Below are 23,926 nucleotides of genomic sequence, written 5' to 3'. Positions count from 1 at the left end.
CGATCGAAAGAGCGATCCGCGCGTGCTCGATCGAAAGAGCGATCCGGACGGCCCCCCTACGCGGGTCTGCCGTCCCCAGGCGCGTGCGGAATTGCTCTCTCGATTGGGTCCGGAGTCCCGTGTGGGCGCGCACGATCGCTCTCTCGATCAGTCCTCGAGGTCGCCCTCGACGTCGAGGTAGACCTGCTGGAGCTCCGCCAGCAGGTCCGGGTCGGGCTCCGCCCAGAGCCCCCGGTCGACCGCCTCGTGCAGCCGCTCGATCATGCCCTGCAGGGCCCACGGGTTGGCGTGCGCGAGGAAGTCGCGGTTCTCCTTGTCGAGGACGTAGGTCTGCGCCAGCTGCTCGTACATCCAGTCGGCGACGACACCCGCCGTCGCGTCGAAGCCGAAGAGGTAGTCGACGGTGGCCGCGAGCTCGAAGGCACCCTTGTAGCCGTGCCGTCGCATCGCCGCGATCCAGCGGGGGTTGACGACTCGCGCCCGGAAGACGCGTGACGTCTCCTCCGCGAGCGACCGGGTGCGCACTGCGGCGGGGGTTGTCGAGTCGCCGACGTACGCCCGCGGCTCGCGCCCGGTCAGCGCCCGCACGGTCGCGACCATGCCACCGTGATACTGGAAGTAGTCGTCGCTGTCGGCGATGTCGTGCTCGCGGGTGTCGACGTTCTTGGCCGCGACGTCCATCCGCCGATAGGTGCGCTCCATGTCGCCCCGGGCCGGTATGCCGTCCAGCTCGCGACCATAGGCGAAGCCGCCCCACGTGGCGTAGACCTCCGCGAGGTCGTCGTCGGATCGCCAGTTGCCCGCCTCGATGAGCGGGAGGATGCCGGCGCCGTAGGAGCCCGGCTTGCTGCCGAAGATGCGCGTCGTCGCACGACGCTCGTCGCCGTGCTCGGCGAGGTCGCCGGCGACGTGGGCGCGCAAGAAGTTGTCATCGGCGCTCTCGTCCAGCCCGGCGACGAGCCGCACCGCGTCGTCGATCATGGCGATGACGTGGGGGAAGGCGTCGCGGAAGAAGCCGGAGATGCGCACCGTCACGTCGACGCGTGGGCGCCCGAGCTCGGCGAGCGGGATCGGGTCGAGCCCGACGACGCGGCGCGACATCTCGTCCCACCGGGGGCGCACCCCGATGAGGGCCAGCACCTCGGCGATGTCGTCGCCCGACGTGCGCATCGCCGACGTGCCCCACACCGACAGCCCGACAGACCGGGGCCACTCGCCCGTGTCGGCCCGGTGCCGGGCGAGCAGGTCGGCGGCCAGGGCCTGCCCGGTCTCCCACGCCAGCCGCGACGGGATCGCCTTGGGGTCGACGGAGTAGAAGTTGCGCCCGGTCGGCAGCACGTTGACGAGGCCCCGCAGCGGTGAGCCCGACGGGCCGGCCGGCACGTAGCGGCCGTCGAGAGCGTGCAGCACCGCATCGATCTCGCCGGTCGTTGCCAGCAGGCGCGGCACGACCTCCCGGCACGCGAAGGCCAGCGAACGGCATACGCCATCGGTGTCGACGGTCGAGCCGGCGGTCGAGCCGAGCCCGAGCACGTGCGAGACGACGCCCGGCACCGCCTCGGCGTCCCAACCGGTCTCGGCGAGGGCGCTGACGAGCGCGCTCGCCTGCTCCTCCGCGGCATCCACGGCACCGCGCTCGGACTGCCCCTCACCCAGCCCGAGTGCGGTCCGCAGACCAGGCACCGCGCCGACCGCGCCGGCGAAGACCTGGTTGGCCCGCAGGATCGCGAGCACGAGGTTGGTCAGGCCCTCCCCCGCGGGGGCCTCACCAAGGATGTGGAGGCCGTCCCGGATCTGGACGTCCTTGACCTCGCAGAGCCAACCGTCGACGTGCATGACGAACTCGTCGAACTCGTTGTCGTCGGGGCGGTCGGTCAGACCGAGGTCGTGGTGCAGCTGGGCGGACTGGATGAGGGTCCAGATCTCCGCTCGGAGGGCCGGGGCCTTGGCCGGGTCCATGACCGAGACGTTGCCGTACTCGTCGAGCAGCTGCTCGAGCCGCGCGATGTCGCCGTAGGACTCGGCCCGGGCCATGGGCGGCACGAGGTGGTCGACGATCGTCGCGTGCGCGCGGCGCTTGGCCTGACTGCCCTCGCCGGGGTCGTTGACGAGGAAGGGATAGACGAGCGGGATGGAGCCGATCGTCGCATCGGGGCCGCACGACGCCGAGAGTGCGAGCGTCTTGCCCGGCAGCCACTCGAGGTTGCCGTGCTTGCCCATGTGCACGATGGCGTGGGCGCCGAAGTCCCTTGCCAGCCAGTCGTGCACGGCGAGGTAGTGATGGGTCGGCGGCAGGTCCGGGTCGTGGTAGATCGCGATGGGGTTCTCGCCGAAGCCACGCGGCGGCTGCACGAGGATGACCACGTTGCCGGCGCGGATGCTCGCCGCGACGAGCTCGCCGTCGGGGTCCGCCGCGGCGCCGTGGCGGTCGACGAAGACCTGACCCGGAGCCTCGCCCCAGTGCTCCGTGACGGCGTCGCGCAGCTGGGCCGGCAGCGTCTGGAAGTGTGCGCGATAGCGCGCGGCGGGGATGCGCACCGGCTGGCCGGAAAGCTGCTCCTGCGTCAGCCAGTCCTCGTCCTGGCCACCGGCTTCGATGAGGGCGTGGATGAGGGCGTTGCCCGCGGTCGTGTCGGGCGTCTCGCCGTCGACGGGGTCGAGCGGGCCCGTGCCCGGGATCTCCCCCGGGGCACCGAGGTCGTAGCCCGCGGCGCGGAGGGCACGCAGCAGCCGGATGATAGAGACCGGGGTGTCGAGACCGACGGCGTTGCCGATGCGCGAGTGCTTCGAGGGGTAGGCCGACAGGACGATCGCCAGGCGCCGCTCGGCCGGAGGTGTGTGCCGAAGGCGGGCGTGGTTGACGGCGAGCGTGGCGAGGCGGGCGCAGCGCTCGGGGTCGGGCACGTAGTGCGGCAGCCCGTCGGCATCGGTCTCCTTGAAGGAGAAGGCATTTGCGATGATGCGACCGTCGAACTCGGGCACCGCGACCTGCGTCGCGACGTCGAGCGGGCTCATGCCATCGTCGCTCGCCGCCCACTGCTCGCGGCTCCACGTGAGGCAGAGCCCCTGGATGATGGGCACGTCGAGCGCGGCGAGGGCCTGCACGTCCCACGCCTCGTCATCCTGGCCGGCGCTCGCTCCCGCGGGCTTGGTGCCACCGGCTGCGAGCACCGTCGTGATGAGCACGTCGTATGCCGTGAGGTGCTCGAGCAGGTCAGCGCTGGCTTCGCGCAGCGACGACACGTGCACGGGCACACCGATCCCCCCTGCGGCGTCGACCGCATCGGCCAGGGCGTGCACGTAGGCGACGTTGTCGGCGGCGAACTGCGCTCGGTAGAAGAGGATCCCGACGCGTGGGGCCGGCTGGTCGTCGTGCCGGGGAGCCGGCTCGGGCCGGCCGAGCACGCCCCAGCTGGGCAGCTCGGCCGGGGGCGCGAAGCCCTCGCCGGTCATGAGCAGCGTGTCGCCGAGGAAGGCGTGCAGCTCGCGCAGGTTGTCAGCACCGCCCTCTGCGAGGTAGCGGTGGGCTTCGGCCACGACCCCGGGGCTGACTGTCGACAGCTCCATGAGCGCGGCGTTCGGCGGCTGCTCGCCGCCGAGCACGACCAGGGGGGTGGAGCCGGCGACGCGGATGCGGCGGAACCCGTCGCAGAGGTCCTGCGGTCCACCGAGGATGCGGGCCACGACGATGTCGGCGGCCTCGATGGCCTCGGCCATCGAGGTGTGCCCGGGGCGTGACGGGTTGGCGAGCAGGTAGTCGGCGCCACTGCCCCGAGCGCACAGCAGGTCGGTGTCCGACGTCGAGAGCAGGGCCACCCGGACGGGTGTGGCGGGAGGGTTGCCGGACTCGACGGGTAGGCCGTCGCCGGCACCGCGGGTGCGCGTCATCAAGGCTCCTCGGCGGGGTGTCCACGCCCCGCGGTCGGTCGGATGTGAAGCGCTGCCGGCAGTTCCTGACTCACCCGGCCGTCTCTCGACGGAGGGCTCACAGTGGCGGGACCGTCCCGGACTCTCACCGGGTTCCTGGTCGACGACGCTGCGCCCACCCTAGCCGGTGGGTGCGAGGCCCGCCCCTCCGGACGCTGGTCTTGCGCTCGCCGGAGGGGGGCCTATGGTTTGCCGCGTGAGCGCCCCGACGACCCGACGACACCCGACGACCGATGCCTGCCCCGGAGTCACTCGCCCCTTCGAAGCTGCAGACGGTGCGATCGTGAGGCTTCGTCCGGCCGCCCAGCCAGTGAGAGTGTCGGCGCTCGTGACTCTCATGGATATCGTTGCGGCACAAGTTGATTCGTCTCTCCAGCTGACGTCACGGGGGGCGGTCCAGCTGCGTGGCCTGCCCACTCCACTCAGCCCGGACGTCACCGCCGCGATCAGCGGGACGGGCCTCGTGCCATCGGCATCGCACGAGCTCGTCCGCAACATTGTCGCCTCCCCGTTGTCTGGGCTCGACGGTGAGGGGCACTGCGACCTGCGCCCGATGGTCGGCGCACTGGACGTCGCGCTCTGCTCCGACGCGACGCTGGCGAAGCTGCCCGGACGCTTCCTCTTCGCCCTCGACGACGGGCGGGGCGACGTCATCCACGAGGCATTCGACCTCGGCGTGCTGGCCACCGGGCCGGGGCGCGGCGTCGTGGTCGTCGGCGGGTCGGCGCGTGGCTGGGCCATGCCACTCGATGAGGCCGTGCCAGAGGTGCTGAGGCTCGCTCGGGAGTTCATGCGTCGAGTTGAGAGCGAGACCTCCCGCTGGGGTGAATCCGTCTGGCACGTCAACGAACTCGACAGTGCCCTGGGCCCGGAGACGACGACCGCGTTAACTCTGCCCTCACGCTCGGACCCACCACTCGGCGTCGTGGGCGACCACGCAGTCGTCGCCGTGCCTCTCGGCCTGCTTCGACCCCACCACCTCTCCGTCCTCGCCCAGGTCACCGACGAGGTGCGGGTGACGCCGTGGCGCTCCCTCGTCATCGAGCAGGGCGCCCCGTCGCTCACGATGCTCGAGGCGGCGGGCCTCGTCACACACCGGCACTCACCGTGGCAGCGCCTCCACGCGTGCACGGGCCTGCCGGGCTGCGCGCGATCGGCTCTCGACACGCGCGCCCTCGCCCGTGAGCTCGCCCCGGCCCTCCCTGCAGGGGGGATCCCGGTGCACCTCAGCGGATGCGAGCGTCGTTGCGGGACGCCGTCCACGGCATACGTCGACGTGGTGGCCCCGGCGTCCGTGGGCGAGGCGCTTGCGGCGATCCGTCGCGCCGAGGAAACGGTGGAAAGTGCCCACTCGACTGAGCAGGGGGCGGGGGAAACTGCCCACTCGACTGAGCAGAGGGCGGGGGAAACTGCCCACTCGACGGTGGTGGGGGTGGGGGAAACTGCCCACTCGACTGAGCAGGGGGCGGTGGTTCGGCCGACGCGGCGCTACGGCTACGTGACGGACGGTGCTGAGATCTATCGGCGGTCGTTCGCGACGATCCGGGCCGAGGCCCGCCTCGACCACCTGCCGGAGGAGGCCCGCGTCGTCGCCGTGCGCATGGTGCACGCGAGCGGCGACGTCGACCTCACCGAGCACATCGCCGTGCACCCCCGTCTCGTGACCGCGGCGCGGGCGGCACTGGAGTCCGGGGCACCGGTGCTGACCGATGCCCACATGATCGCCGCGGGCGTCACCCGAGCCCGGCTTCCTCGTGACAACGAGGTGATCTGCACCCTGCGGGACGAGCGCGTGCCGGCGCTCGCGCGGACGTGGGGCACCACCCGCTCCGCCGCTGCCGTCTCGCTCTGGGGCGATCGGCTCGAGGGGGCCGTCGTCGCCATCGGCAACGCTCCCACCGCGCTCTTCCACCTGCTCGAGCTGATCGCTGACGGCGGCCCGAGGCCGGCGGCCATCGTCGGCATCCCGGTGGGCTTCATCGGGTCAGCGGAGTCGAAGGTCGCCCTCGCCGACAACCCCTTCGACATCCCCTGGCTCGTCGTGCACGGTCGTCGCGGCGGATCCGCCCTGGCCGCCTCCGCCGTCAACGCCCTCGCCCGTGAGGAGGAGCTGTGAGCCCCGACCCTGCCGTCTCCCCCGGCTGGCTGCGTGGCGTCGGTGTCGGACCCGGCGACCCCGAGCTCGTCACCGTCAAGGCGGCCCGTCTCATCGGCGAGGCCGACGTCGTCGCCTTCCACAGCGGACCGCGGCGTGACTCCATCGCCCGCCGCATCGCGGCGTCCTACTTCCGCGCGGGGGTGCTCGAGGAGCTGCTCGTCTATCCCGTGACGACCGGCGCCACCGACCATCCGCTGGGTTATCACGGACTCATGGCCGACTTCTATGACGACTCGGCCGATCGCCTTGCGGCCCATCTGGACTCGGGCCGCAACGTCGTCGTCATCGCCGAGGGGGACCCCCTCTTCTACGGCACGTACATGTATCTCCACGACCGCCTCGCCGACCGCTACGACACCGCTGTCGTGCCCGGCGTCACCTCGGTCAGCGGGTCGGCCGCAGCCGTCGCCACGGGCCTGTGCCGCCACGAGGACGTGCTGACGATCCTGCCCGGCACCCTGCCCGTGCCCGAGCTCGCCCGCCGGCTGGCCGACACCGAGGCCGCCGTCGTCATGAAGCTCGGTCGCACCTTCGAGAACGTGCGGGAGGCGCTGCGCCAGGCCGGCCGGCTCGACGAGGCCCGCTACGTCGAGCGGGCCAGCTCCGAGGCCGAGCGCGTCCTGCCGGTGGCAGAGGTCGATGCCACGACCGTCCCCTACATGTCGATGGTCGTCGTGCCGGGGCGCGACCTGCGGGCCGACGCAGCCGGTCGGGCCGTAGGTCGCACCGGATCCTCGAGCCCACCCGCGCAGCGCCCCATCCCGACGGCCACCGCGACCCGACCCCCGACCTCGACTTCGACCCCGGCGACCTTCGTGGCGACCTTCCCGGAGCCGGCCGAACGGCAGACCGGGTCGGGTGAGGTCGTCGTCGTGGGGCTCGGCCCCGGACCTGACCGGTGGCTGACCCCGGAGGCCTCGGCCGCGCTCGCGGAGGTCGACCACGTCGTCGGCTACGCGCCCTACGTCAAGCGGGTGCCGCAGCGTGAGGGCCTCGCCCGCCACGCCTCGGGCAACACGGTCGAGGTCGACCGGGCCCGCCACGCCCTCGAGCTCGCCCGCAAGGGTGAGCGGGTGGCTGTCGTGTCGGGCGGCGACGCCGGCGTCTTCGGCATGGCCTCCGCCGTCTTCGAGGCGGCCGAGGAGCACGGCTACGGCGACGTGCCGGTGCGCGTCGTGCCGGGTGTCACTGCAGCGCAAGCCGTTGCGGCGCGCGCCGGCGCTCCCCTCGGCGGCGACTTCGCGATCCTGTCGCTCTCCGACCACCTCAAACCGTGGTCGGTCATCGAGCGACGGCTGCGCGCCGCTGCGGCCGCCGACCTCGTCATCGCCCTCTACAACCCGGCATCACGCACCCGCACCGAGCAGATCGCCCGGGCGAGGGACATCCTCCTCGAGGAGCGCCCGGCCGACACGGTCGTCGTCGTGGGGCGCGACGTCGGACGCGCGGAGGAGTCGCTCACCGTCACGACCCTCGGTGAGCTCGACCCCGCCTCGATCGACATGCTGTGCCTCGTCGTCATCGGCGCCTCGGGCACACGGGTCACCGACCGCGGCCAGGTCTGGACGCCACGCTTCGTCCGCTGAGCGGCACCGGGCTGGCATCCTCGAGCCATGAGGCTGCAGTTCAGCGGTGAGGTCTGGCACTGGCGCGGCCCCGCCCCGTGGCACTTCGTCACCGTGCCCGACGAGGAGGCCGGCGCGCTGCACGACGTCGCCCACGTCAGCTATGGGTGGGGCATGATCCCCGTGACCGCGCGGGTCGGTGGCACGGAGTGGGCGACGTCGCTGTGGCCCAAGGACGACGGCTACATCGTGCCGCTCAAGACGGCCGTGCGCACCGCCGAACGCATCGACATCGGCGACGTCGTCACGGTCACGCTCACTGTGCGCGGGGAGGCGTGAGCGGTCACGTCTCGAGGTAGCCGCGGGCCAGGGACGTCGGCGCAAAAGCGCCCGCCGCGGCCTCCGGGGTCACCGGCGCGACCCCGGGGCCTCCGGCGGCGACCCAGTCCGTGATGGCGTCGACGGCGTCGGCGTCGAGCACGCGGCGCACCCACACCGGCCGCCCCCCACGGCGTCGCCCCGCGGGTGACGGGCTGACGACGACGACGTTGGACTCGTCACAGGCGAGCAGGCAGGCACTGCGCAGCACGCGGGCACGGCCCCGAGTGCGGGACTCGAGGCGGTCGAGCAGCCCGTCGTGGTCGACCCCCGGGTGCTTGGTCGCCGTGCCGCAGCAGCAGTCGCGGCACACCCGCAGAGTGCACACGTCATCGCCGTATGCCGTCATGCGGGCACGGCGGTCAGCGCGCGGTCGCGTGTCACCGCCCGCTCCATGAGCACCCCGAAGACGAGGCCAAGCGTCAGCCACATCGCTGCGAGCTGGGCCAGCGACGCGAGCCGGAAGTCCCAGAGCAGGTCGGCCGGCACGTCATCGGCCACGACGTCGGGTGAGCCGGGCACGAGCGTGACGACGAGGACGACCAGGACCACCGCGGTCAGCACGTCGACCGTGCGGCGGGTCGATGTCAGGGTCCCCCGCTGCGCGAGGCGCCTGTCGACCGTCGCCACGACGAGCGGGATCGCGACCCCGAGGAGCAGCACGACGGCATACAGCATGGTGCGTCGCCCGACGGTGTCGGCGTCACCGACCGCCGGAGGGTTTGCCGGGACGACCAGCGCGGGGAGCAGGCTGACGGCACCGAAACCGATCGCAGCGAGTGTCAACGATCCGACGAGATCGCCTCTGCTGCCGAGTCGCTCGCGCACGCGCGCATAGACGACGGCGAAGATGACGCCAACAGCGACGCCCCCGAGCGCGGCCGTGACGCCGCCACCGACGACCTGGACGGTGCGCGAGACCAGCGGCTCGTCACCGCCGTGGGCCGGCACGTGCACGGCGATGGACTGGCCGCCGCCGTGCACGGCGGTGGTGCGGGACTCCTCGATGACGAGGGCCCGACGGATGACCGGCTCGACGACGAGCCAGGTGACGACCGCGGACGCAACGCCCGCGGACAGGCCGGCAAGGACCCCGCGCCGCAGCACGGAGCCGAAGCTCAGAGTCACCTCAGTGGCAGGGGACGCCGAGAGCGTGCCGCGCGTCGTGCGTCAGCTCGTGCAGCATCTCGGCGGCGGGAGCGCTGAGGAGCGCACCGTTCTCCTGCGAGAGGACGTAGAGCGTGAAGACGGCGACCACGAGCAGGACCCAGGCCCAGCTGGGGACGTGGATCGCGGCGCGGGTGGACGTGGGGACGGCGGAAGCCGATGCAGCAGTGGCCATGGCAGATTGACCCTTTCTTTCCATGCCTCGTGGACAGATCACGCCGCAGCCGGTCTCCTGGCTTCCAGATCGTCACGCCTCCCCAGCCTTCCCAGCGACCCGGCTCTGCACCTGCGGTCACCAGTGGCGATGGTGGGGACTTGCTCCCTGGTCACAGTGGCGAGGACCACGTCGGAATCACACCGACTTCCCGTGCACTGCGGCACTGGCATCCTGACACACGCCGCCGAAGCGCGCCACGAGGGGCCGAACTGCCTACGTGCGAGGCCTGATTCGCGTGCCGTAGAGGTGCGACTCGACGAAGTCGTCGGTGTCACGGGCTCCCAGGGCGGGGCCGACGAGGATGACGGCGGCCTGCCGCAGACCCGCGGCCTCGACCGCGTCGGCGATGTCGGCGAGAGTGCCGCGCAGCACGAGCTGACCCGGCTGCTCCGCCTCGGCGACGACCACCACCGGGCACGCCGGGCCGTAGTCGCCGACGAGCGAGGCCATCAGCTCGCGGGTGCGGCGGATCGCGAGGTGGAGCACGAGCGTGGCGCCCGTGCGCGCGAAGTGGGCCAGCGACTCCCCCTCGGGCATCTGGGTCGAGTCGCGGTGGGCCCTCGTCAGCACCACCGACTGGGCCACCTCGGGCACCGTCAGCTCGCGGCCCACGAGCGCTGCTGCCGCGGCATACGCCGGCACGCCGGGTGTGACGTCCCACGGCACGCCGGCGCGGTCGAGTCGGCGGGTCTGCTCGGCGACGGCGGAGTAGAGCGAGGGGTCACCCGAGCACAGCCGAGCCACGTCGTGTCCGGCCGCGTGCGCCTCGACGCAGGCGGCGACGATGGCGTCCAGGTCGAGGTGCTGCGTGTCGACGAGCAAGGCGTCCGGCGGGCAGTGGCTCAGCACGTCGGCACCGATGTAGGTGCCGGCATAGAGGCAGACCGGCGACTCGGAGATGAGACGCGCTGCCCGGATGGTGAGCAGGTCGGCGGCACCCGGGCCCGCGCCGATGAAGTGCACGGTCATGACGCGTCCTCCGGGTCGTTCTGTGCTGCAGGCTTGGTCGCCGACCACTGGACCACCGGGCGGGCAGGGCGCCAGCCGGTGAGGGCGCCGAGCGGCTCGAGCTCCTCGACGGAGATCCGGGCCATGTCCCCGCCGTGCCGCCGGCGGGCCTCGTGCAGGAGCAGCTCGGTCTCGACGGTCACGGCATGCACGACGAGCCGCCCGCCCGGCGCCAGGGCCTCCCAGCACGCGTCGACGAGGCGGGTCGTGGCACCGCCGCCGATGAAGACCGCGTCGGGGGGCGGCAGGGTGCCGACCGCCTCGATCGAGGGCGATTCGACGACGTCGAGCGTGGGCACCCCGAGCGCCCGGGCGTTGGCCCGGATGCGCGCCGCCCGCGTCGCATCGCGCTCGACGGAGTGCACGCGGTTGCGCGGGTGAGCCCGGGCGAACTCGATGCCCACGGAGCCCGCACCGGCCCCCAGGTCCCACAGCACGTCGCCCGCGCGAGGCGCGAGGTGCGCGACGGCGGCCGCGCGCACGAGCCGCTTGCTCAGCTGCCCGTCGTGGTCGTAGGCCGTGTCGGGCAGCCCGGGCGTCACGGGGCGTCCACCACCGGCCGGTCGGCCGTCGCACTCGACGCAGACGAGATGCAACCGAGGGATGGGACGGTCGTCCCACGATGCGGCCACACCGTCGAGGCGCGACTCCGCCGGCCCGCCGAGGTCACCGAGCACGCAGAGGCGGCTCGCGGCATACCCCTCCTCGACGAGCAGTGCGGCGACCCGTGACGGCGCATCGGCCCCCGAGGTGAGCACGACGAGCCGCGCGCCTGGCGCGAGACGCGCGCGGAGCAGGTCGAGGTCTCGACCGACAAGGGTCACGACCTCGGATTCCTCTGCGCTCCAGGCCATCCGGGCCCTGGCGAGCGTGACCGACGACAGGTTGGGGCGGATCCGCACGGCCTCCGGCCCCAGCGCCTCGACGAGCGTGGAGCCGATGCCCGACACGAGAGGGTCGCCGCTGGCGAGCACCACGGCGCGTCGCCCAGCGAGCCCGCCCAGCACCTCGCCGAGGTGAGGGAGCAGGGGCGACGGCCACGGCACGAGCTCGCGGTCGGGCCGCTCATCGAGCATCGCGAGATGACGCTCACCACCGACGACGACCTCGGCGGACTCGACGAGCCGCCGCTCGGCAGCACCCAACGACTCCAGCCCCGATGCACCGACCCCCACGACCTCGATCACAGCGGCGACCCTAGCGCCCGTCGATGGCCCTGCCGGGCGGCCCGGCTGTCGCCGTGGCAGACTGCGACCGGCGACTGGAGAGGAATTCGGTGCAAGTCCGGAGCGGTCCCGCCACTGTGAACCACTGCTGACGCGGTGGAAGCCAGGACATCTCCCGTCGTTGGTCGCGCCCGCCGGGCGCGTCCGGTCAACCACGCGGGCGAGGCACCCGCAGGAGGATCCACATGGACGACGGCTCGAACGACCCCACGCACCCGCGGGGTCCCGCCACCTTCCCCTTCACGGCCGTCGTCGGCTCCGACGACCTGGCCCTCGCGCTCGTGCTCACCTCCGTGTCGCCGGAGGTGGGGGGCGTGCTCGTGCGCGGCGAGAAGGGCACCGCGAAGTCGACGATGGTGCGCGGTCTCGCCGCCGTGCTGCCGCAGCAGTCGGTCGTCGCGGGCTGCCGCTACGGCTGCGACCCCGACGACCCGACGACGTATGCCGCGGGGTCCTGTCCCGACGGACCCCACGACCGCGTCGGCGGGGTCACGACCCGCGAGGCCCGACTCGTCGAGCTGCCGATCGGGGCGACGGAGGACCGCGTCGTGGGCTCACTCGACCTCGAGCGGGCCCTGGCACGCGGCGAAACGGCCTACCAGCCAGGGCTGCTCGCTGCCGCGCACCGCGGCCTGCTCTATGTCGACGAGGTCAACCTGCTGCACGACCACCTCGTCGACCTGCTGCTCGACGCGGCGGCGATGGGGCGCAACACCGTCGAGCGCGACGGGGTGTCCGTGACGCACGCGGCCCGCATCGTGCTCGTCGGCACGATGAACCCGGAGGAGGGTGAGCTGCGGCCGCAGCTGCTCGACCGCTTCGGCCTCACCGTCGAGGTCGCCGCGCCGCGCGATCCCTCGCCGCGAGCCGAGGTGGTGCGCCGACGGATGGCCTTCGACGCGGACCCGGCCGCCTTCGCCGCGCGCTTCGGTGACGAGCAGGAGGCACTGCGCCAACGCATCGCCACGGCGCGTGCGCGAGTCGCTGACGTCGCCCTGCCCGACGCCGTGCTGGAGCGGATCGCCCACGTGTGTGCGGGATTCGAGGTCGACGGCCTGCGAGCCGACATCGTCACAGCGCGCGCGGCCGTGGCGCATGCGGCGTGGTCGGGGCGCGCCGAGGTGACCCTCGCCGATGTGCGCACCGCCGCACGGCTGGCCCTGCCGCACCGGCGTCGCCGCAACCCCTTCGACTCCCCCGGCCTCGACGAGGACCTGCTCGACGCGCTCCTCGGGGACGACCCGGAGACGGAGCCCGACCCCGATCCTGAACCCGAGCCTGACCCGGAGCCTGACCGTGGCCCCGGCCCTGGGGACAGGGACGGCCCTGACGGCGACGCTGGAGATGCTGGTGACCGAAGTGGCGCGTCGACGGACGGGGACGGTCGCCCCTGGGGCGACGCACCCCGGGGGGCCGGCGAGACGGCCGGGCCCGACGAGCCGTCCGACGACCATCCCGGCGACTCCAGCGACTCCGGCGACTCCGGCGCCTCGGGCGATCCCGCCGAGTCCGACGAGCCCCGCCAACGGCGGGGAGGTGTGCAGGCAGCCGGTGTCAGCACCCCCGCCAATCCCTTCCGCGCACGCTTGCTCCGGGCCCGGGGCCTCGGACGGGGTGACGTCGGGCGCCGCTCGCCGGCGGTGACGAGCTCGGGTCGGCGCATCGGAGCCACCTCGGCACCGAGCGGGCCCGTGCACCTGCCGGCGACGATCCGCAACGCCGCGGCCCGCCACGCGCGACCCGATCACGGCGCGGCCGCCCCCTCCTCCCGCGCGCTGCGTGTGCGAGCGGCCGACCTGCGCCGCTCCGTCCTGCAGGGCAAGGAGTCCAACCTCGTGCTGCTCTGCGTCGATGCCTCCGGCTCGATGGCCGCCCGCAAGCGGATGGAGGCCGTCAAGTCGGCCGTGCTCTCCCTCCTGCTCGACGCCTACCGACGGCGCGACAAGGTCGGGCTCGTCACCTTCCGCGGCGACGGCGCCCAGCTGACGCTGCCGCCGACGGGCTCGGTCGACGTGGCTGCCCGCCGGCTCACCGACCTGGCCCACGGCGGACGCACGCCGCTCGCCGAAGGGCTCCTCACGGCATACGACACGCTCCGTGTCGAGCGGCTGCGCGACCCGCACCGGCGAGCCCTGCTCGTCGTCGTCACAGACGGGCGGGCGACGAGCGGCCCCGACGCCGTCGGCCGCGCGGCCACCGTGGCAGGTCACCTGCGCCGCGACGCCGTCGACGCCGTCGTGCTCGACTGCGAGGCCGGCCGCTTCCGGCTCGGGCTCGCAGCGCGGCTCGCCCACCAGCTCGGCGCCCAGCACCTGCCGGTCGGGGAGCTCGCGGCCTCCGCGATCGTCGCTGTGGCGCGGCCCGGCCGCGAGCACGGCTCTGCCGCAAGGAGAGTGGCCTGATGCAGGGTCAGCCGATGACCGTGCCCGATGACGGGCTGACCACTCGCCAGCGCCGCAACAGGCCGCTCGTCATGGTGCACACCGGCAACGGCAAGGGGAAGTCGACCGCTGCCTTCGGGCTCGCCCTGCGCGGGTGGAACCAGGGGTGGTCGGTCGGGGTCTTCCAGTTCGTCAAGAGCGCGAAGTGGCGCATCGGCGAGCAGACCGCGGTCGAGACCCTCGGTGACCTGCACGAGCGCACCGGTCTCGGCGGGCCGATGGAGTGGCACAAGATGGGGGCCGGGTGGTCGTGGGCCCGCAAGGAGGGCACCGAGGCCGACCATGCCGAGGCGGCCCGCGAGGGGTGGACGGAGATCAAGCGTCGGCTGGCGGCGCAGGCGCACGGTCTCTATGTCCTCGACGAGTTCACCTATCCGATGGTGTGGGGCTGGGTCGACGTCGATGACGTCGTGTCGACGCTGCGCGACCGGCCCGGTCACCAGCACGTCGTCATCACCGGGCGGCGTTGCCCCGCAGAGGTGCTCGAGCTCGCCGACCTCGTGACGGAGATGACCAAGGTCAAGCACCCCTTCGACGACGGCCAGAAGGGCCAGAGGGGGATCGAGTGGTGACCGCCGCCACCGATCCGCCTCGCACGCAGCTGCCCCGTGTCGTCGTCGCGGCGCCCGGCTCGGGCCACGGCAAGACGACGGTCGCCACGGGTCTCATGGCCGCCCTGCGCGCTGCCGGGCAGGCCGTCGGCGGCCTCAAGGTCGGGCCTGACTTCATCGACCCGGGCTACCACGCCCTCGCCACCGGACGCCCCGGGCGCAACCTCGACCCGGTGCTCTGCGGCGAGGAACTCGTCGAGCCGCTGCTGCTGCACGCCGCGCGAGCCCATGGCCACACCGACGTCGCCGTGATCGAGGGCGTCATGGGGCTCTTCGACGGGCGCCTCGGCGGCGACGGCTTCGGCTCGACGGCGCACGTGGCCGCCCTCACCCGTACCCCGGTCGTGCTCGCGGTCGACATCGGCAACACGACCCGCACGGCAGCCGCGATCGTGCACGGGCTCGCCACCTTCGACCCGACGGTCCGCGTGGCCGGTGTCGTGCTCAACCGGGCCGGCTCGGAGCGGCACCTGCGCGAGGCCCGGTCGGCGCTCGAGGCCACCGGCGTGCCGGTGCTCGGCGCGTTGCCGCGTGACCAGGCGGTGAGCGCACCCTCGCGCCACCTCGGTCTCGTGCCGGTGCAGGAGCGGGAAGAGGCCGGTGCTGCCGTCGACCGGCTCGCGGCACTCATCGCCGACAACGTCGACCTCGACGCCGTGCTCGAGATCGCCCGGTCGGCTCCCGAGCTCGCGGCACGTCCATGGGACCCGAGTCAGGCCATCGGTGCACTCCCCATCAGGGCACTCGGACGCGCAGCCCGGTCCAGCACACCGCGACCCGTCGTGGCCGTCGCAGCGGGGCCCGCCTTCACCTTCCGGTATGCCGAGACCGACGAGCTGCTGCACGCTGCCGGTCTCGAGACGGTGGCCTTCGACCCGATGACCGACCGCGACCTGCCCCCCGGCACCTGCGGCCTCATCGTCGGCGGTGGCTTCCCTGAGGTGCACGCGGCAGCCCTGAGCGCCAACACCTCGCTCCGCTCGGCCCTGCGCGCGGCCGTGGCGGACGGCATGCCCACGATCGCCGAGTGCGGCGGTCTCGTCTATCTCTGCGAGTCGGTCGACGGTGTGCCGATGGTCGGCGCCGTGCCCGCCATGGCGACGATGGGGGCACGCCTGACGATCGGCTATCGCTCGGCGATCGCCACGACCGACTCGGTGCTCGCGGCGTCGGGCCAGCGGGTCACGGGCCACGAGTTCCACCGCACCACGTGCGTGCCCACGCCCGACACCGGTGGCGGTGCCACGCAGCATACGGCCTCGGGGTGGCTGCTCGACGGCGTGGCCGACGGCTTCGCACTCGACCCGGCGGGCACGGGCGGCGCTACGCTCCACACGTCCTACCTGCACACCCACTGGGCGGGGCATCCTGAGCTGGCCCGGCGATTCGCTGCCGCGGTGCACACCCGCGCCGGACTGCTCGTGCGCGAGGAGGCCACGGCATGACCGTCGATCTGCACCACCACGGCGACCAGGACACGGCGGCCGGTCTGGTCGACCTCGCGGTCAACGTGCGCCTGCCCGGGCCCCCACCGTGGATCGCCGAGGCGATCGTCCGCGCGGTCGCAGACCTCGGCAGCTATCCCGACCCGCGCGCTGCGACCCGAGCCATCTCCCGACGCCACGGTGTGCCGGAGGAGTCGGTGCTGCCGACCGCGGGTGGCGCCGAGGCCTTCACGCTCGTCGCCCGCGCGGTCACCGGGGCCGAGCCGTGGGTCGTGCACCCGCAGTTCACCGAGCCGGAGGCGGCACTCGTCAGCGCGGGACGGCCGGTGCGTCGCCACCTGCTCGAGGCCGGCGACGGCTTCGCGCTCAACCCCGGTGCCTTTGCGGCAGGGGGCGTCGGCGCGAACTGCGACCTGCTCCTCGTCGGCAACCCGACGAACCCCACCGGCGTGCTGCACCGCCGCTCCGACCTGCTCGCTCTGCGGCGGCCCGGACGGGTGCTCGTCGTCGACGAGGCCTTCATGGACGCCGTGCCGGGCGAGACCGAGTCGCTCGTCGGCGGCGACCTCGAGGGCCTGCTCGTGCTGCGGTCGCTGACCAAGACGTGGGGCCTCGCGGGTCTGCGCGCCGGCTACGTCGTCGGTGACCCCGCCCTGGTCAGTGCCCTGCGAGCCGTGCAGCCACCGTGGTCGGTGTCGTCGCCGGCGCTGTCTGCCACGGTCGCGTGTCTCTCTGCGCGAGGCCTTGCCGAGGCTGAGGCGGCGGCGCTCGAGATCGCTTGTCACCGTGAGGTGCTCGTCGAGGAACTGAGGGCGGTGGGCCTGGCCCCCGTGCCGTCCCGGGCGCCCTTCGTGCTCGTCGACACCAGTGCGCTCGGACCGGAGTCGGCTCGCGAGGCGCTTGCCGCGCTGGGCTTCGCCGTGCGGCGCGGTGAGAGCTTCCCGGGCCTGGGACCGACGTGGATCCGCCTCGCCGTGCGCGACCCGCTCACCTCCCGCCGGGTCTCAGGCGCTCTCGGCCGGCTCGGAGGTCGTCATGTCGCCTGAGCTGACCTTCCGGGGGCGCCGCGTGCTCCTCGTCGGCACCGACGCCGGCACTGCCGGAGCCGTGCACTCGCTGCTGCGGGGAGGCGCGCACGTGACCATCGACGCCCCCGCAGCGACGATCGGCGCAACGCTCGACGACCTCGTGCAGCGAGGACTGGTCACGCGGACGACGGACGCCGACCACGCGGCATACGACGTCGTCATCCGGGCCCGGGCTGACGCGACGCCCGCGATGGCCCCCGAGGCGAGCGGGCGGCCGGCCGGCAGGGTGACGCTCGTCGGCGGTGGTCTGGGTGACCCGGGGCTGCTGACGGTGGCCGGTCTCGAGGCGATCCGCACGGCGGAGGTCATCGTGCACGACCGGCTGGCCCCGCTCGACGCGCTGAGACATGCGCGAGCCGATGCCGTCGTCATCGACGTCGGCAAGATCCCGCGCGGCGACTTCACGCCGCAGGAGACGATCAACGCGGTGCTCGTCGAGCACGCGCTCGCCGGCCGGGATGTGCTGCGGCTCAAGGGCGGCGACAACTTCGTCTTCGGTCGTGGCGGTGAGGAGGCCGAGGCGTGTGCCGAGGCGGGCATCCCCGTCGTCGTCGTGCCGGGCGTGTCGTCGAGCATCGCAGCACCCGCGCTCGCCGGCATCCCCGTCACGCACCGGGCGCTCGTGCAGGGCTTCACGGTCGTCAGTGGCCACGTGCCACCCGGCGACCCGCGCAGCACGCTCGACTGGGGGGCCATCGCCCGCTCCAACACGACCATCGTCGTGCTCATGGGGGTGGCCACCCTCGGCGCCATCGCCGACGAGCTCACGGTCCACGGCCTCCCCCCGGACACGCCTGCGGCCGTGGTCGCCGACGCGGGCCTGCCGAGCATGCGGTCGGTGCGAGCCCCGCTGTCTCGCATCGCCGAGGTGTGCGTCTCGGAGGGGATCGGCGCCCCTGCGGTCGCGGTCGTCGGCGCGGTGGCGGCTCTCGACGTGCTCGCAGGCCCGTGAGCCGCGCGCTCGGCCTGGCACTCGGCTGGGCGGCCGACCAGGCCCTCGGCGACCCGCGCCGCTGGCACCCCGTCGCCGGATTCGGCTCTGCCGCAAAGGCCCTGGAGCATCGCACGTATGCCGCACGGCGGGCTCCGGGCGCGGCCCACGTCGCGCTGCTGCTGGGGGCCGTCGTCGCGACCGGAAGCCTCGCGGAGCGCGTGACGCGCGGGCGGCCGCTGGCCCACACGCTCGTGACCGCCGCTGCCACCTGGGCGGTGCTCGGTGGTCGCTCCCTGACCCGGGAGGCGGCGACCATCGAGCGACAGCTCGCCGCAGGGGATGTGGTCGCGGCACGGGTGCAGGTGCGCAACCTCGTCGGTCGCGACACCACGAGGCTCGACGCCGACGAGGTGGCCCGCGCCTGCATCGAGTCCGTGGCAGAGAACGCGTCTGACGCCGTCGTGGCACCGTTGCTCTGGGGAGCCGTCGCCGGCGTGCCGGGCCTGCTCGGCTATCGCGCGATCAACACCCTCGACGCGATGATCGGCCACCGTAGCCCGCGTTATGCCGAGTTCGGCTGGGCGGCAGCGCGACTCGACGATCTCGTCAACTGGGTGCCAGCACGGGTTGCCGCGGCACTGGCGATCGTGGCCGGCCCCGGGGTCGGGGTCGGTGACGGGTCAGCGGCACTGCAGGCGATCCGGCGCGACGCTCCGGCTCATCCGAGCCCGAACGGCGGGGTGGTCGAGGCCGCCTTCGCCGGGATGCTCGGGGTGCGCCTGGGCGGGTCGAACGCCTACGACGGGCGCGTCGAGCACCGCGGCACCCTGGCGTCCGGTCCGCCGGCCACCGTCCGCCACATCGCACGGGCCCGACGGCTCGCCCGACGCGTCTCGGCCGGCGCCGCCCTCACCGCCGTCGCCCTCGCCGCACTCACCACTGGACGGAGAGGGGCGGCGGGAACTGGGCACTCGACCTGATCCACCACATCGAGTGCTCAATTCCCGACAGGAGCTGGCGTCGGAAAGTGGGCACTCGACCTGATCTGGCGTCGGGAAGTGGGCACTCGACGCAGATTCGGCGTCGGAAAGTGGGCACTCGACCTGATCCACCCCATCGAGTGCTCAATTCCCGACAGGAAATGCGTCGGAAAGTGGGCACTCGACGCAGATTCGGCGTCAGAAAGTGGGCACTCGACCTGATCTTCCCCGGGCCCGTTCCGTCCCACCTGAGCAGGCCTGTGCGACAGTCGTGCTCAGCCTGCGGGTGTCGGGGGGACCGGGGGGATCGTCAGCCCCGGCGGCGGGGCGCCGTGATGGCGTTCGTACCACTCGGCATACGCGACGACGGCCGCCGGCAGGGTGGGGAAGATGCGGTCGTCGCCGACGGCCTGGACGAGGCCGCCGGCCTCGAGCGAGCTGCGCAGGTCCTGCTTGACGCGCGCCATCGCGAGGACGATGCCCTCGTCGGACAGGCCCCGGCGCAGCTCCTCGAGCGCATCGATCGCGGTCAGGTCGATCTCGCTGATCGCCTCGGCGTTGAGCAGGAGCCACTCGACCGGCGCGGCGCTCTGGGCGTCGGCGACCGCTCGGCGGGCCCGCGTGAGGAAGTCGTCGGCGTTGGCGAAGAAGAGCGGCGAGTCGTAGCGATAGACGACGAGCCCCGGCACCTGCACCGAGCGGGGGTGGTCGTCGATGTCGTGCATGCCGGCAATGCCCGGCACGTAGCCGAGCACCCCGTCGTGCGGGTGGACGATCCGCCGCAGCAGGTCAAGCACCGACAGCGCGATGGCCACGCCGATGCCCGGGAGCACCCCGAAGAGCAGCACCGCCGCCGTCGTCGACAGCGCGAGCACGAGCTCGCTGCGCCGGAAGGCGGCGAAGCGGCGCAGCTCGGCGATGTCGATGAGTCGCAGCGCGGCATAGACGACGACGGCCCCGAGGGCGGCGAGCGGGAAGAGCGCGATGAGCGGCCCGAGCCACAGCAGCGTTGCGATGACGAGGAGGAGCGAGACGAGCGAGTGCAGCTGGGTGCGGGCGCCGAGGTTGTCGGCGATGACGGTGCGGCTGCCGCTCGAGCTGATCGGGAAGCCCTGCACGAGCCCCGCCCCGATGTTCGCCGCACCCAGCCCGAGGAACTCCTGGTTGCTGTCGATGGTCTCGCGGTGGCGCGCGGCGAACGCGCGGGCGGTGAGCACGTTGTCGGAGTAGCCCACGATGGCGACACCGAGCGCCGCCGGCGCGAGCTGCCACAGGTCGACCTCGGTGAAGGTCGGCACCGAGAAGGGCGGAAGTCCTTGTGGCACAGGGCCGACGAGCTCGATGCCGCTCGTCTCGGCGAGCCCGGTCACGGAGACGACCAGGGTCGCACCGAGCATGCCGATGAGGGGGGTCGGCCACGTCGGCCGGAGCCGCTGGAGGAGGAGCAGCACGGCGAGCACGAGAAGGGAGAGCACGAGCGTCGGCACGTGCACCTCGGCGAGGTGCGTGACGGCATACCTCAGCTCCTGGAGGAAAGAGTCGCCCTCGACCTCGATGCCGGTCACCTTGCCGAGCTGGCTGACGATCATGAGCGCGGCGATGCCGGCCATGTAGCCCACGAGCACGGGCTTCGACAGCAGCTCGGAGAGGAACCCCAGACGCGAGACCCAGCCGATGAGGCAGACGACGCCGACGGCGATGGCGAGCAGGGCCGCCACCTCCTCCCGCGCCACGAGACCGCCGGACGCGGTGACGATCGCGCCGACGCCCGCCGCCGTCATGAGCGCGGTCGTCGACTCGGGGCCGACCGACAGCTGCCGCGACGACCCGAGCACGGCGTAGACGAGCAGTCCGGGCCCGACGGCCCACAGCCCGGCGATGGCCGGCAACCCGGCGACCTCGGCGTACGCGAGCACCTGCGGCACGAGGTAGGCCGCCACGGTCACTCCCGCGAGCACGTCACCTCGCAGCCACGCCCGCTCGTAGCGCCGCAGCACCGCAACCCCAGGGAGGAAGCGCTCCCAGGTGGCCGGCGGGGACGTCGTCATGCCTGCACCCCGCGCGCGCGGTCGTCGATGGCGCCCATGGCGTCGAGGGCGTCGAGGGTCGAGACGGCGTCGTCGACCGTCTCGACCACAGCGACGTCGACGGGCTCGGGTGGTCGGCGCACGACCACGACGGGCAGGCCGAGCGTGTGCGCGGCCTCCAGCTTGGCCACCGTCAGCGGGCCGCCGGAGTCCTTCGTGACGAGCACGTCGATGTCTCGGCTGCGCAGGAGCGCGAGCTCGGCGTCGAGGGTGAAGGGGCCGCGAGCCCGGAGCACCTCCCACGTCGCCGGCACGACCCAGTCGGGCGGGTCGACGACGCGGGCGAGCACGTAGCGGTCGGACCACGGGGCGAAGGTGTCGAGCTGCTGGCGGCCCGACGTCAGGAAGGGACGCCGGCCGAGCTCCCCTGCCACGTCACGGGCCGCCGCCACGTCGGCGACCCAGGTGAAGTGTGCTGCGAGCGGGTGGTGCTCCCAGCCCGGCCGCGCCAGGCGCACGAGCGGCTGGCGCAGTGGCGCCAGGGCGGCTGCAGCGTTGGCGGAGATCTGCGCGGCGAAGGGGTGTGTCGCGTCTATGACGCCCGAGAAGCCCTCTGTCACAACGAAGTCGCGCAGACCTTCGACACCACCGAAGCCTCCGGTGCGCACGTCGCCGACGGGCAGGGCTGGCGACGTAACCCGCCCGGCCAGGCTCGAGACCACGTCGTCTCCCCGGTCGAGCAGGCGGGAGGCCACGGCGCGGGCCTCCGCCGTGCCACCGAGGACGAGCACCCGCATGACTGCCTCCCGTCCGTGCCGCCGCGACGTGCGCTGGAGCCGTCCTCCGCGCCGGGGTCGCCGTGCGCACGAGTATGCCGGGTGGGTCGGCTGGATGACTGCCAGATCACACTCGTTTGGGTGGCGGCTGTGCACCACCTACTACTACGCTGTGTAGTACCGACAGAGAAGCTGCCGGAACCCACCTGAGTTCTGGAGTTGAGAAAGATGACAACCCTCCCCCGCGACAGCCGCAACAGAGCCGACGCCTCGACCCACGACCCGACCACCGGCGTCGTCACCTACCAGGAGGAGGTCGTCCGCTCGAGCGTCGCTCGCAAGCTGCTCGCCGCCCTCCGCATCGCCATGGGCTTCATGTTCCTCTGGCCGTTCTTCGACAAGATGTTCGGCCTCGGCTACGCGACCCCCGCGGCCCGCGCCTGGGTCAACGGCGGCACCCCCGCCCAGGGCTTCATGAAGAACTCCGAGGGCCCGTTCGCCGAGTTCTTCAAGAACATCGCCGGCCCGTGGGCCGACTGGCTGTTCATGGCCGGCCTGTTCGGCATCGGCATCGCCCTCCTCGCCGGCGCCGGTCTCAAGATCGCCGCCTGGACCGCCGCGCTGCTCCTCTTCCTCATGTACCTGGCCCAGTTCCCCCTCGGCGCCGAGGGTATGACCAACCCGCTCATCGACAGCCACTGGATCGAGGCCCTCGCCATCGGCGTGCTGGCCGCGACCCTCGCCGGGGACACCTGGGGACTTGGCAAGTGGTGGGGCCGCCACGTCGGTAACGGCATCCTGAGGTGATGCGGGTCGGTGGTCGAGGGTCCTCAGGACTCACTCCCCTCGACCACCACCGTCCAGACGTGACTCGCCAACGGCGACGACACCGTCAGGACGACAGCAAGGCGGTCCTTCTCCGGAAGGGCCGCCTTCCTGGTGTGCCCCCCCACCGCGCGGTCGGGGCGCGGTCAGGGCGTGGAGCGGGTCACGGCGTGGAGCGTGCCCCGGGAGTGGCCCGGGGTCTCGCGGGTCTCACGGGCCAGCATCGCGGCGATGGCGGACGACGGCTCGATGCCGAGCTCCTCGACGAAGGTGCGGCGGCACAGGTCGTAGGCACGGCGCGCCTCGGCGACGTTGCCCTCGGCCAGGTGGATCGAGATGACGGCCCGGTGGGCGCTCTCGCGCAGGTCGTCAGCGCGCAGTGCCGCGAGCGCCGACTCGAGGGCGAGGCCGTAGTGACCCTGCTCGGCGAGCTGCCCGGCCGCCGCCTCGAGCACGTGCAGCCGCAGCTGGTGGAGCCGCTCGCGCTCGGCGTCGAGCCACGGGTCGTCCCAGTCGGGCAGCAGCTCGCCGGGCCCGACCCCTCCGTCGACGGGGGCCAGCGTGTCGGTCGTGCCGTGCAGCACGGCGCGCGCCCCGTCGATGAGGTCGGTCACGTCGACATCGGCGGTCAGTCCGAGCTCGACGATGCCGTGCGCCGAGACGACGAGTCCGGGCGCGGCCTGGTTGACGCGCCAGATGCCGGTGCGCAGGCTCGCGAGCGCGCGGTGCTCGGTCGTGCCCGACCAGAGCAGACCGGCCAGGCGGCTGCGGCCCGTGCGACCGCGCAGAGCGAGGAGCGCGACGAGTCGCTGCGCTCCCGCCGGAAGTGCGACGGGTCGACCGTCGACCTCGACGGCGAAGGCGCCGAGCAGGCGGATCGACACGACGGGTGTTGCCCTGGGCCCTGGCAGACGCACCCCCGAGTGCTCTGTCACGACGTCACCTCCTGCGCATCGCACGGGTCGTCTCGCCGAGGTCGACGTCGCCGCAGGAGACTGCGTGCCGCCCACGCCGGGCGTCAACCGTGGTGCAGGTCAAGAGCGCACAGCGGGCGCGCCTGATACCTCACCGTTTCCGACGGTACGCCGTTCCTGCGCGCCCCACTGCCGGTCCGCAAGAACTCGCCCACTCCCGTGCCGAGTCCGCCGCACAC

19 protein-coding genes and 3 riboswitches are annotated in these 23,926 nt (G+C 73.0%); of the genes, 10 read left to right on the top strand and 9 right to left on the bottom strand.

All coding sequences use genetic code 11. The annotated features are described in order from the left end of the window. Positions 1–147: 147 nt before the first annotated feature. Positions 148–3,888 carry a cobaltochelatase subunit CobN gene (gene cobN / locus LG278_RS02465; RefSeq protein ID WP_404390590.1) on the bottom strand — a complete coding sequence of 1,247 codons (3,741 nt, stop codon included), beginning with the start codon at positions 3,886–3,888 and terminating at the stop codon, positions 148–150. A gap of 39 nt (positions 3,889–3,927) precedes the next feature. Then, a riboswitch (cobalamin riboswitch) is annotated at positions 3,928–4,061 on the bottom strand. A 1,334-nt stretch (positions 4,062–5,395) separates the two neighbouring features. On the opposite strand from cobN, the gene LG278_RS02460 reads away from it, so the two are divergent. Genes LG278_RS02460 through LG278_RS02450 form a run of 3 tightly spaced genes read left to right on the top strand, consistent with a single transcriptional unit; the run spans position 5,396 to position 7,989 of the window. After that, positions 5,396–6,043, top strand: a complete 648-nt coding sequence (locus LG278_RS02460; protein ID WP_404393514.1) for a precorrin-8X methylmutase — start codon at positions 5,396–5,398, stop codon at positions 6,041–6,043. Next, complete coding sequence (locus LG278_RS02455) at positions 6,040–7,671, top strand: precorrin-2 C(20)-methyltransferase (RefSeq protein ID WP_404390588.1); 1,632 nt, start codon at positions 6,040–6,042, stop codon at positions 7,669–7,671. The genes LG278_RS02460 and LG278_RS02455 overlap by 4 nt, the downstream gene beginning before the upstream one ends. Before the next feature lie 27 nt (positions 7,672–7,698). Further along, positions 7,699–7,989, top strand: coding sequence for a DUF1905 domain-containing protein (locus tag LG278_RS02450; protein ID WP_404390586.1), 291 nt, complete (start codon positions 7,699–7,701; stop codon positions 7,987–7,989). Between the two features lie 4 nt (positions 7,990–7,993). Here LG278_RS02450 and LG278_RS02445 read toward each other — a convergent pair whose 3' ends face one another. From LG278_RS02445 to cbiE, 5 genes are all read right to left on the bottom strand, one after another. Beyond that, positions 7,994–8,377, bottom strand: coding sequence for a hypothetical protein (locus tag LG278_RS02445; RefSeq protein ID WP_404390584.1), 384 nt, complete (start codon positions 8,375–8,377; stop codon positions 7,994–7,996). Then, positions 8,374–9,156 (bottom strand): CbtA family protein, encoded by a 783-nt coding sequence (locus LG278_RS02440; RefSeq protein ID WP_404390582.1) that lies wholly within the window; start codon positions 9,154–9,156, stop codon positions 8,374–8,376. The genes LG278_RS02445 and LG278_RS02440 overlap by 4 nt, the downstream gene beginning before the upstream one ends. Before the next feature lies 1 nt (position 9,157). Then, complete coding sequence (locus LG278_RS02435) at positions 9,158–9,370, bottom strand: CbtB-domain containing protein (RefSeq protein WP_404390580.1); 213 nt, start codon at positions 9,368–9,370, stop codon at positions 9,158–9,160. Positions 9,371–9,399: 29 nt separating this feature from the next. Further along, a riboswitch (cobalamin riboswitch) is annotated at positions 9,400–9,587 on the bottom strand. A 38-nt stretch (positions 9,588–9,625) separates the two neighbouring features. Then, on the bottom strand, positions 9,626–10,381 hold the full coding sequence (locus LG278_RS02430) for a cobalt-precorrin-4/precorrin-4 C(11)-methyltransferase (protein WP_404390578.1): 756 nt from the start codon (positions 10,379–10,381) through the stop codon (positions 9,626–9,628). After that, complete coding sequence (gene cbiE, locus LG278_RS02425) at positions 10,378–11,607, bottom strand: precorrin-6y C5,15-methyltransferase (decarboxylating) subunit CbiE (RefSeq protein ID WP_404390576.1); 1,230 nt, start codon at positions 11,605–11,607, stop codon at positions 10,378–10,380. The genes LG278_RS02430 and cbiE overlap by 4 nt, the downstream gene beginning before the upstream one ends. A 40-nt stretch (positions 11,608–11,647) precedes the next feature. After that, positions 11,648–11,781, top strand: a riboswitch (cobalamin riboswitch). Positions 11,782–11,831: 50 nt separating this feature from the next. On the opposite strand from cbiE, the gene LG278_RS02420 reads away from it, so the two are divergent. The 6 genes from LG278_RS02420 to LG278_RS02395 are packed head-to-tail and all read left to right on the top strand — an operon-like array spanning position 11,832 to position 19,145. Continuing rightward, the gene (locus tag LG278_RS02420; RefSeq protein WP_404390574.1) at positions 11,832–14,048 is read left to right on the top strand and encodes a VWA domain-containing protein; all 2,217 of its coding nucleotides are present in this window, start codon (positions 11,832–11,834) and stop codon (positions 14,046–14,048) included. Further along, the gene (gene cobO / locus LG278_RS02415; RefSeq protein WP_404393512.1) at positions 14,045–14,659 is read left to right on the top strand and encodes a cob(I)yrinic acid a,c-diamide adenosyltransferase; all 615 of its coding nucleotides are present in this window, start codon (positions 14,045–14,047) and stop codon (positions 14,657–14,659) included. Before LG278_RS02420 ends, cobO begins: the two co-directional genes overlap by 4 nt. Continuing rightward, positions 14,656–16,143: a cobyrinate a,c-diamide synthase gene (locus LG278_RS02410; protein WP_404390572.1), complete on the top strand. Its 1,488-nt coding sequence runs from the start codon at positions 14,656–14,658 to the stop codon at positions 16,141–16,143. The genes cobO and LG278_RS02410 overlap by 4 nt, the downstream gene beginning before the upstream one ends. Continuing rightward, complete coding sequence (gene cobC, locus LG278_RS02405) at positions 16,140–17,189, top strand: Rv2231c family pyridoxal phosphate-dependent protein CobC (protein WP_404390570.1); 1,050 nt, start codon at positions 16,140–16,142, stop codon at positions 17,187–17,189. The genes LG278_RS02410 and cobC overlap by 4 nt, the downstream gene beginning before the upstream one ends. Beyond that, positions 17,179–18,183 (top strand): uroporphyrinogen-III C-methyltransferase, encoded by a 1,005-nt coding sequence (cobA, locus tag LG278_RS02400; RefSeq protein WP_404390568.1) that lies wholly within the window; start codon positions 17,179–17,181, stop codon positions 18,181–18,183. The genes cobC and cobA overlap by 11 nt, the downstream gene beginning before the upstream one ends. Further along, complete coding sequence (locus LG278_RS02395; protein WP_404390566.1) at positions 18,180–19,145, top strand: cobalamin biosynthesis protein; 966 nt, start codon at positions 18,180–18,182, stop codon at positions 19,143–19,145. The genes cobA and LG278_RS02395 overlap by 4 nt, the downstream gene beginning before the upstream one ends. A gap of 275 nt (positions 19,146–19,420) precedes the next feature. Here LG278_RS02395 and LG278_RS02390 read toward each other — a convergent pair whose 3' ends face one another. Continuing rightward, positions 19,421–21,193: a SulP family inorganic anion transporter gene (locus LG278_RS02390; protein ID WP_404390564.1), complete on the bottom strand. Its 1,773-nt coding sequence runs from the start codon at positions 21,191–21,193 to the stop codon at positions 19,421–19,423. Continuing rightward, positions 21,190–21,969, bottom strand: a complete 780-nt coding sequence (locus LG278_RS02385) for a cobalt-precorrin-6A reductase (RefSeq protein WP_404390562.1) — start codon at positions 21,967–21,969, stop codon at positions 21,190–21,192. The genes LG278_RS02390 and LG278_RS02385 overlap by 4 nt, the downstream gene beginning before the upstream one ends. 207 nt (positions 21,970–22,176) lie before the next feature. Here LG278_RS02385 and LG278_RS02380 point away from each other — a divergent pair, with 207 nt between their 5' ends. Then, positions 22,177–22,755 carry a DoxX family protein gene (locus LG278_RS02380; protein ID WP_404390560.1) on the top strand — a complete coding sequence of 193 codons (579 nt, stop codon included), beginning with the start codon at positions 22,177–22,179 and terminating at the stop codon, positions 22,753–22,755. A 164-nt stretch (positions 22,756–22,919) separates the two neighbouring features. Here LG278_RS02380 and LG278_RS02375 read toward each other — a convergent pair whose 3' ends face one another. Beyond that, entirely contained in the window at positions 22,920–23,708 is a 789-nt protein-coding gene (locus LG278_RS02375; RefSeq protein ID WP_404390558.1) for a BTAD domain-containing putative transcriptional regulator, read from the bottom strand. Between the last annotated feature and the right edge of the window lie 218 nt (positions 23,709–23,926).

The sequence above is a fragment of the Humibacillus xanthopallidus genome (assembly GCF_044793955.1).
Taxonomy (GTDB): domain Bacteria; phylum Actinomycetota; class Actinomycetes; order Actinomycetales; family Dermatophilaceae; genus Humibacillus; species Humibacillus xanthopallidus_C.
This window is presented reverse-complemented; position numbering and strand designations above follow the sequence as displayed.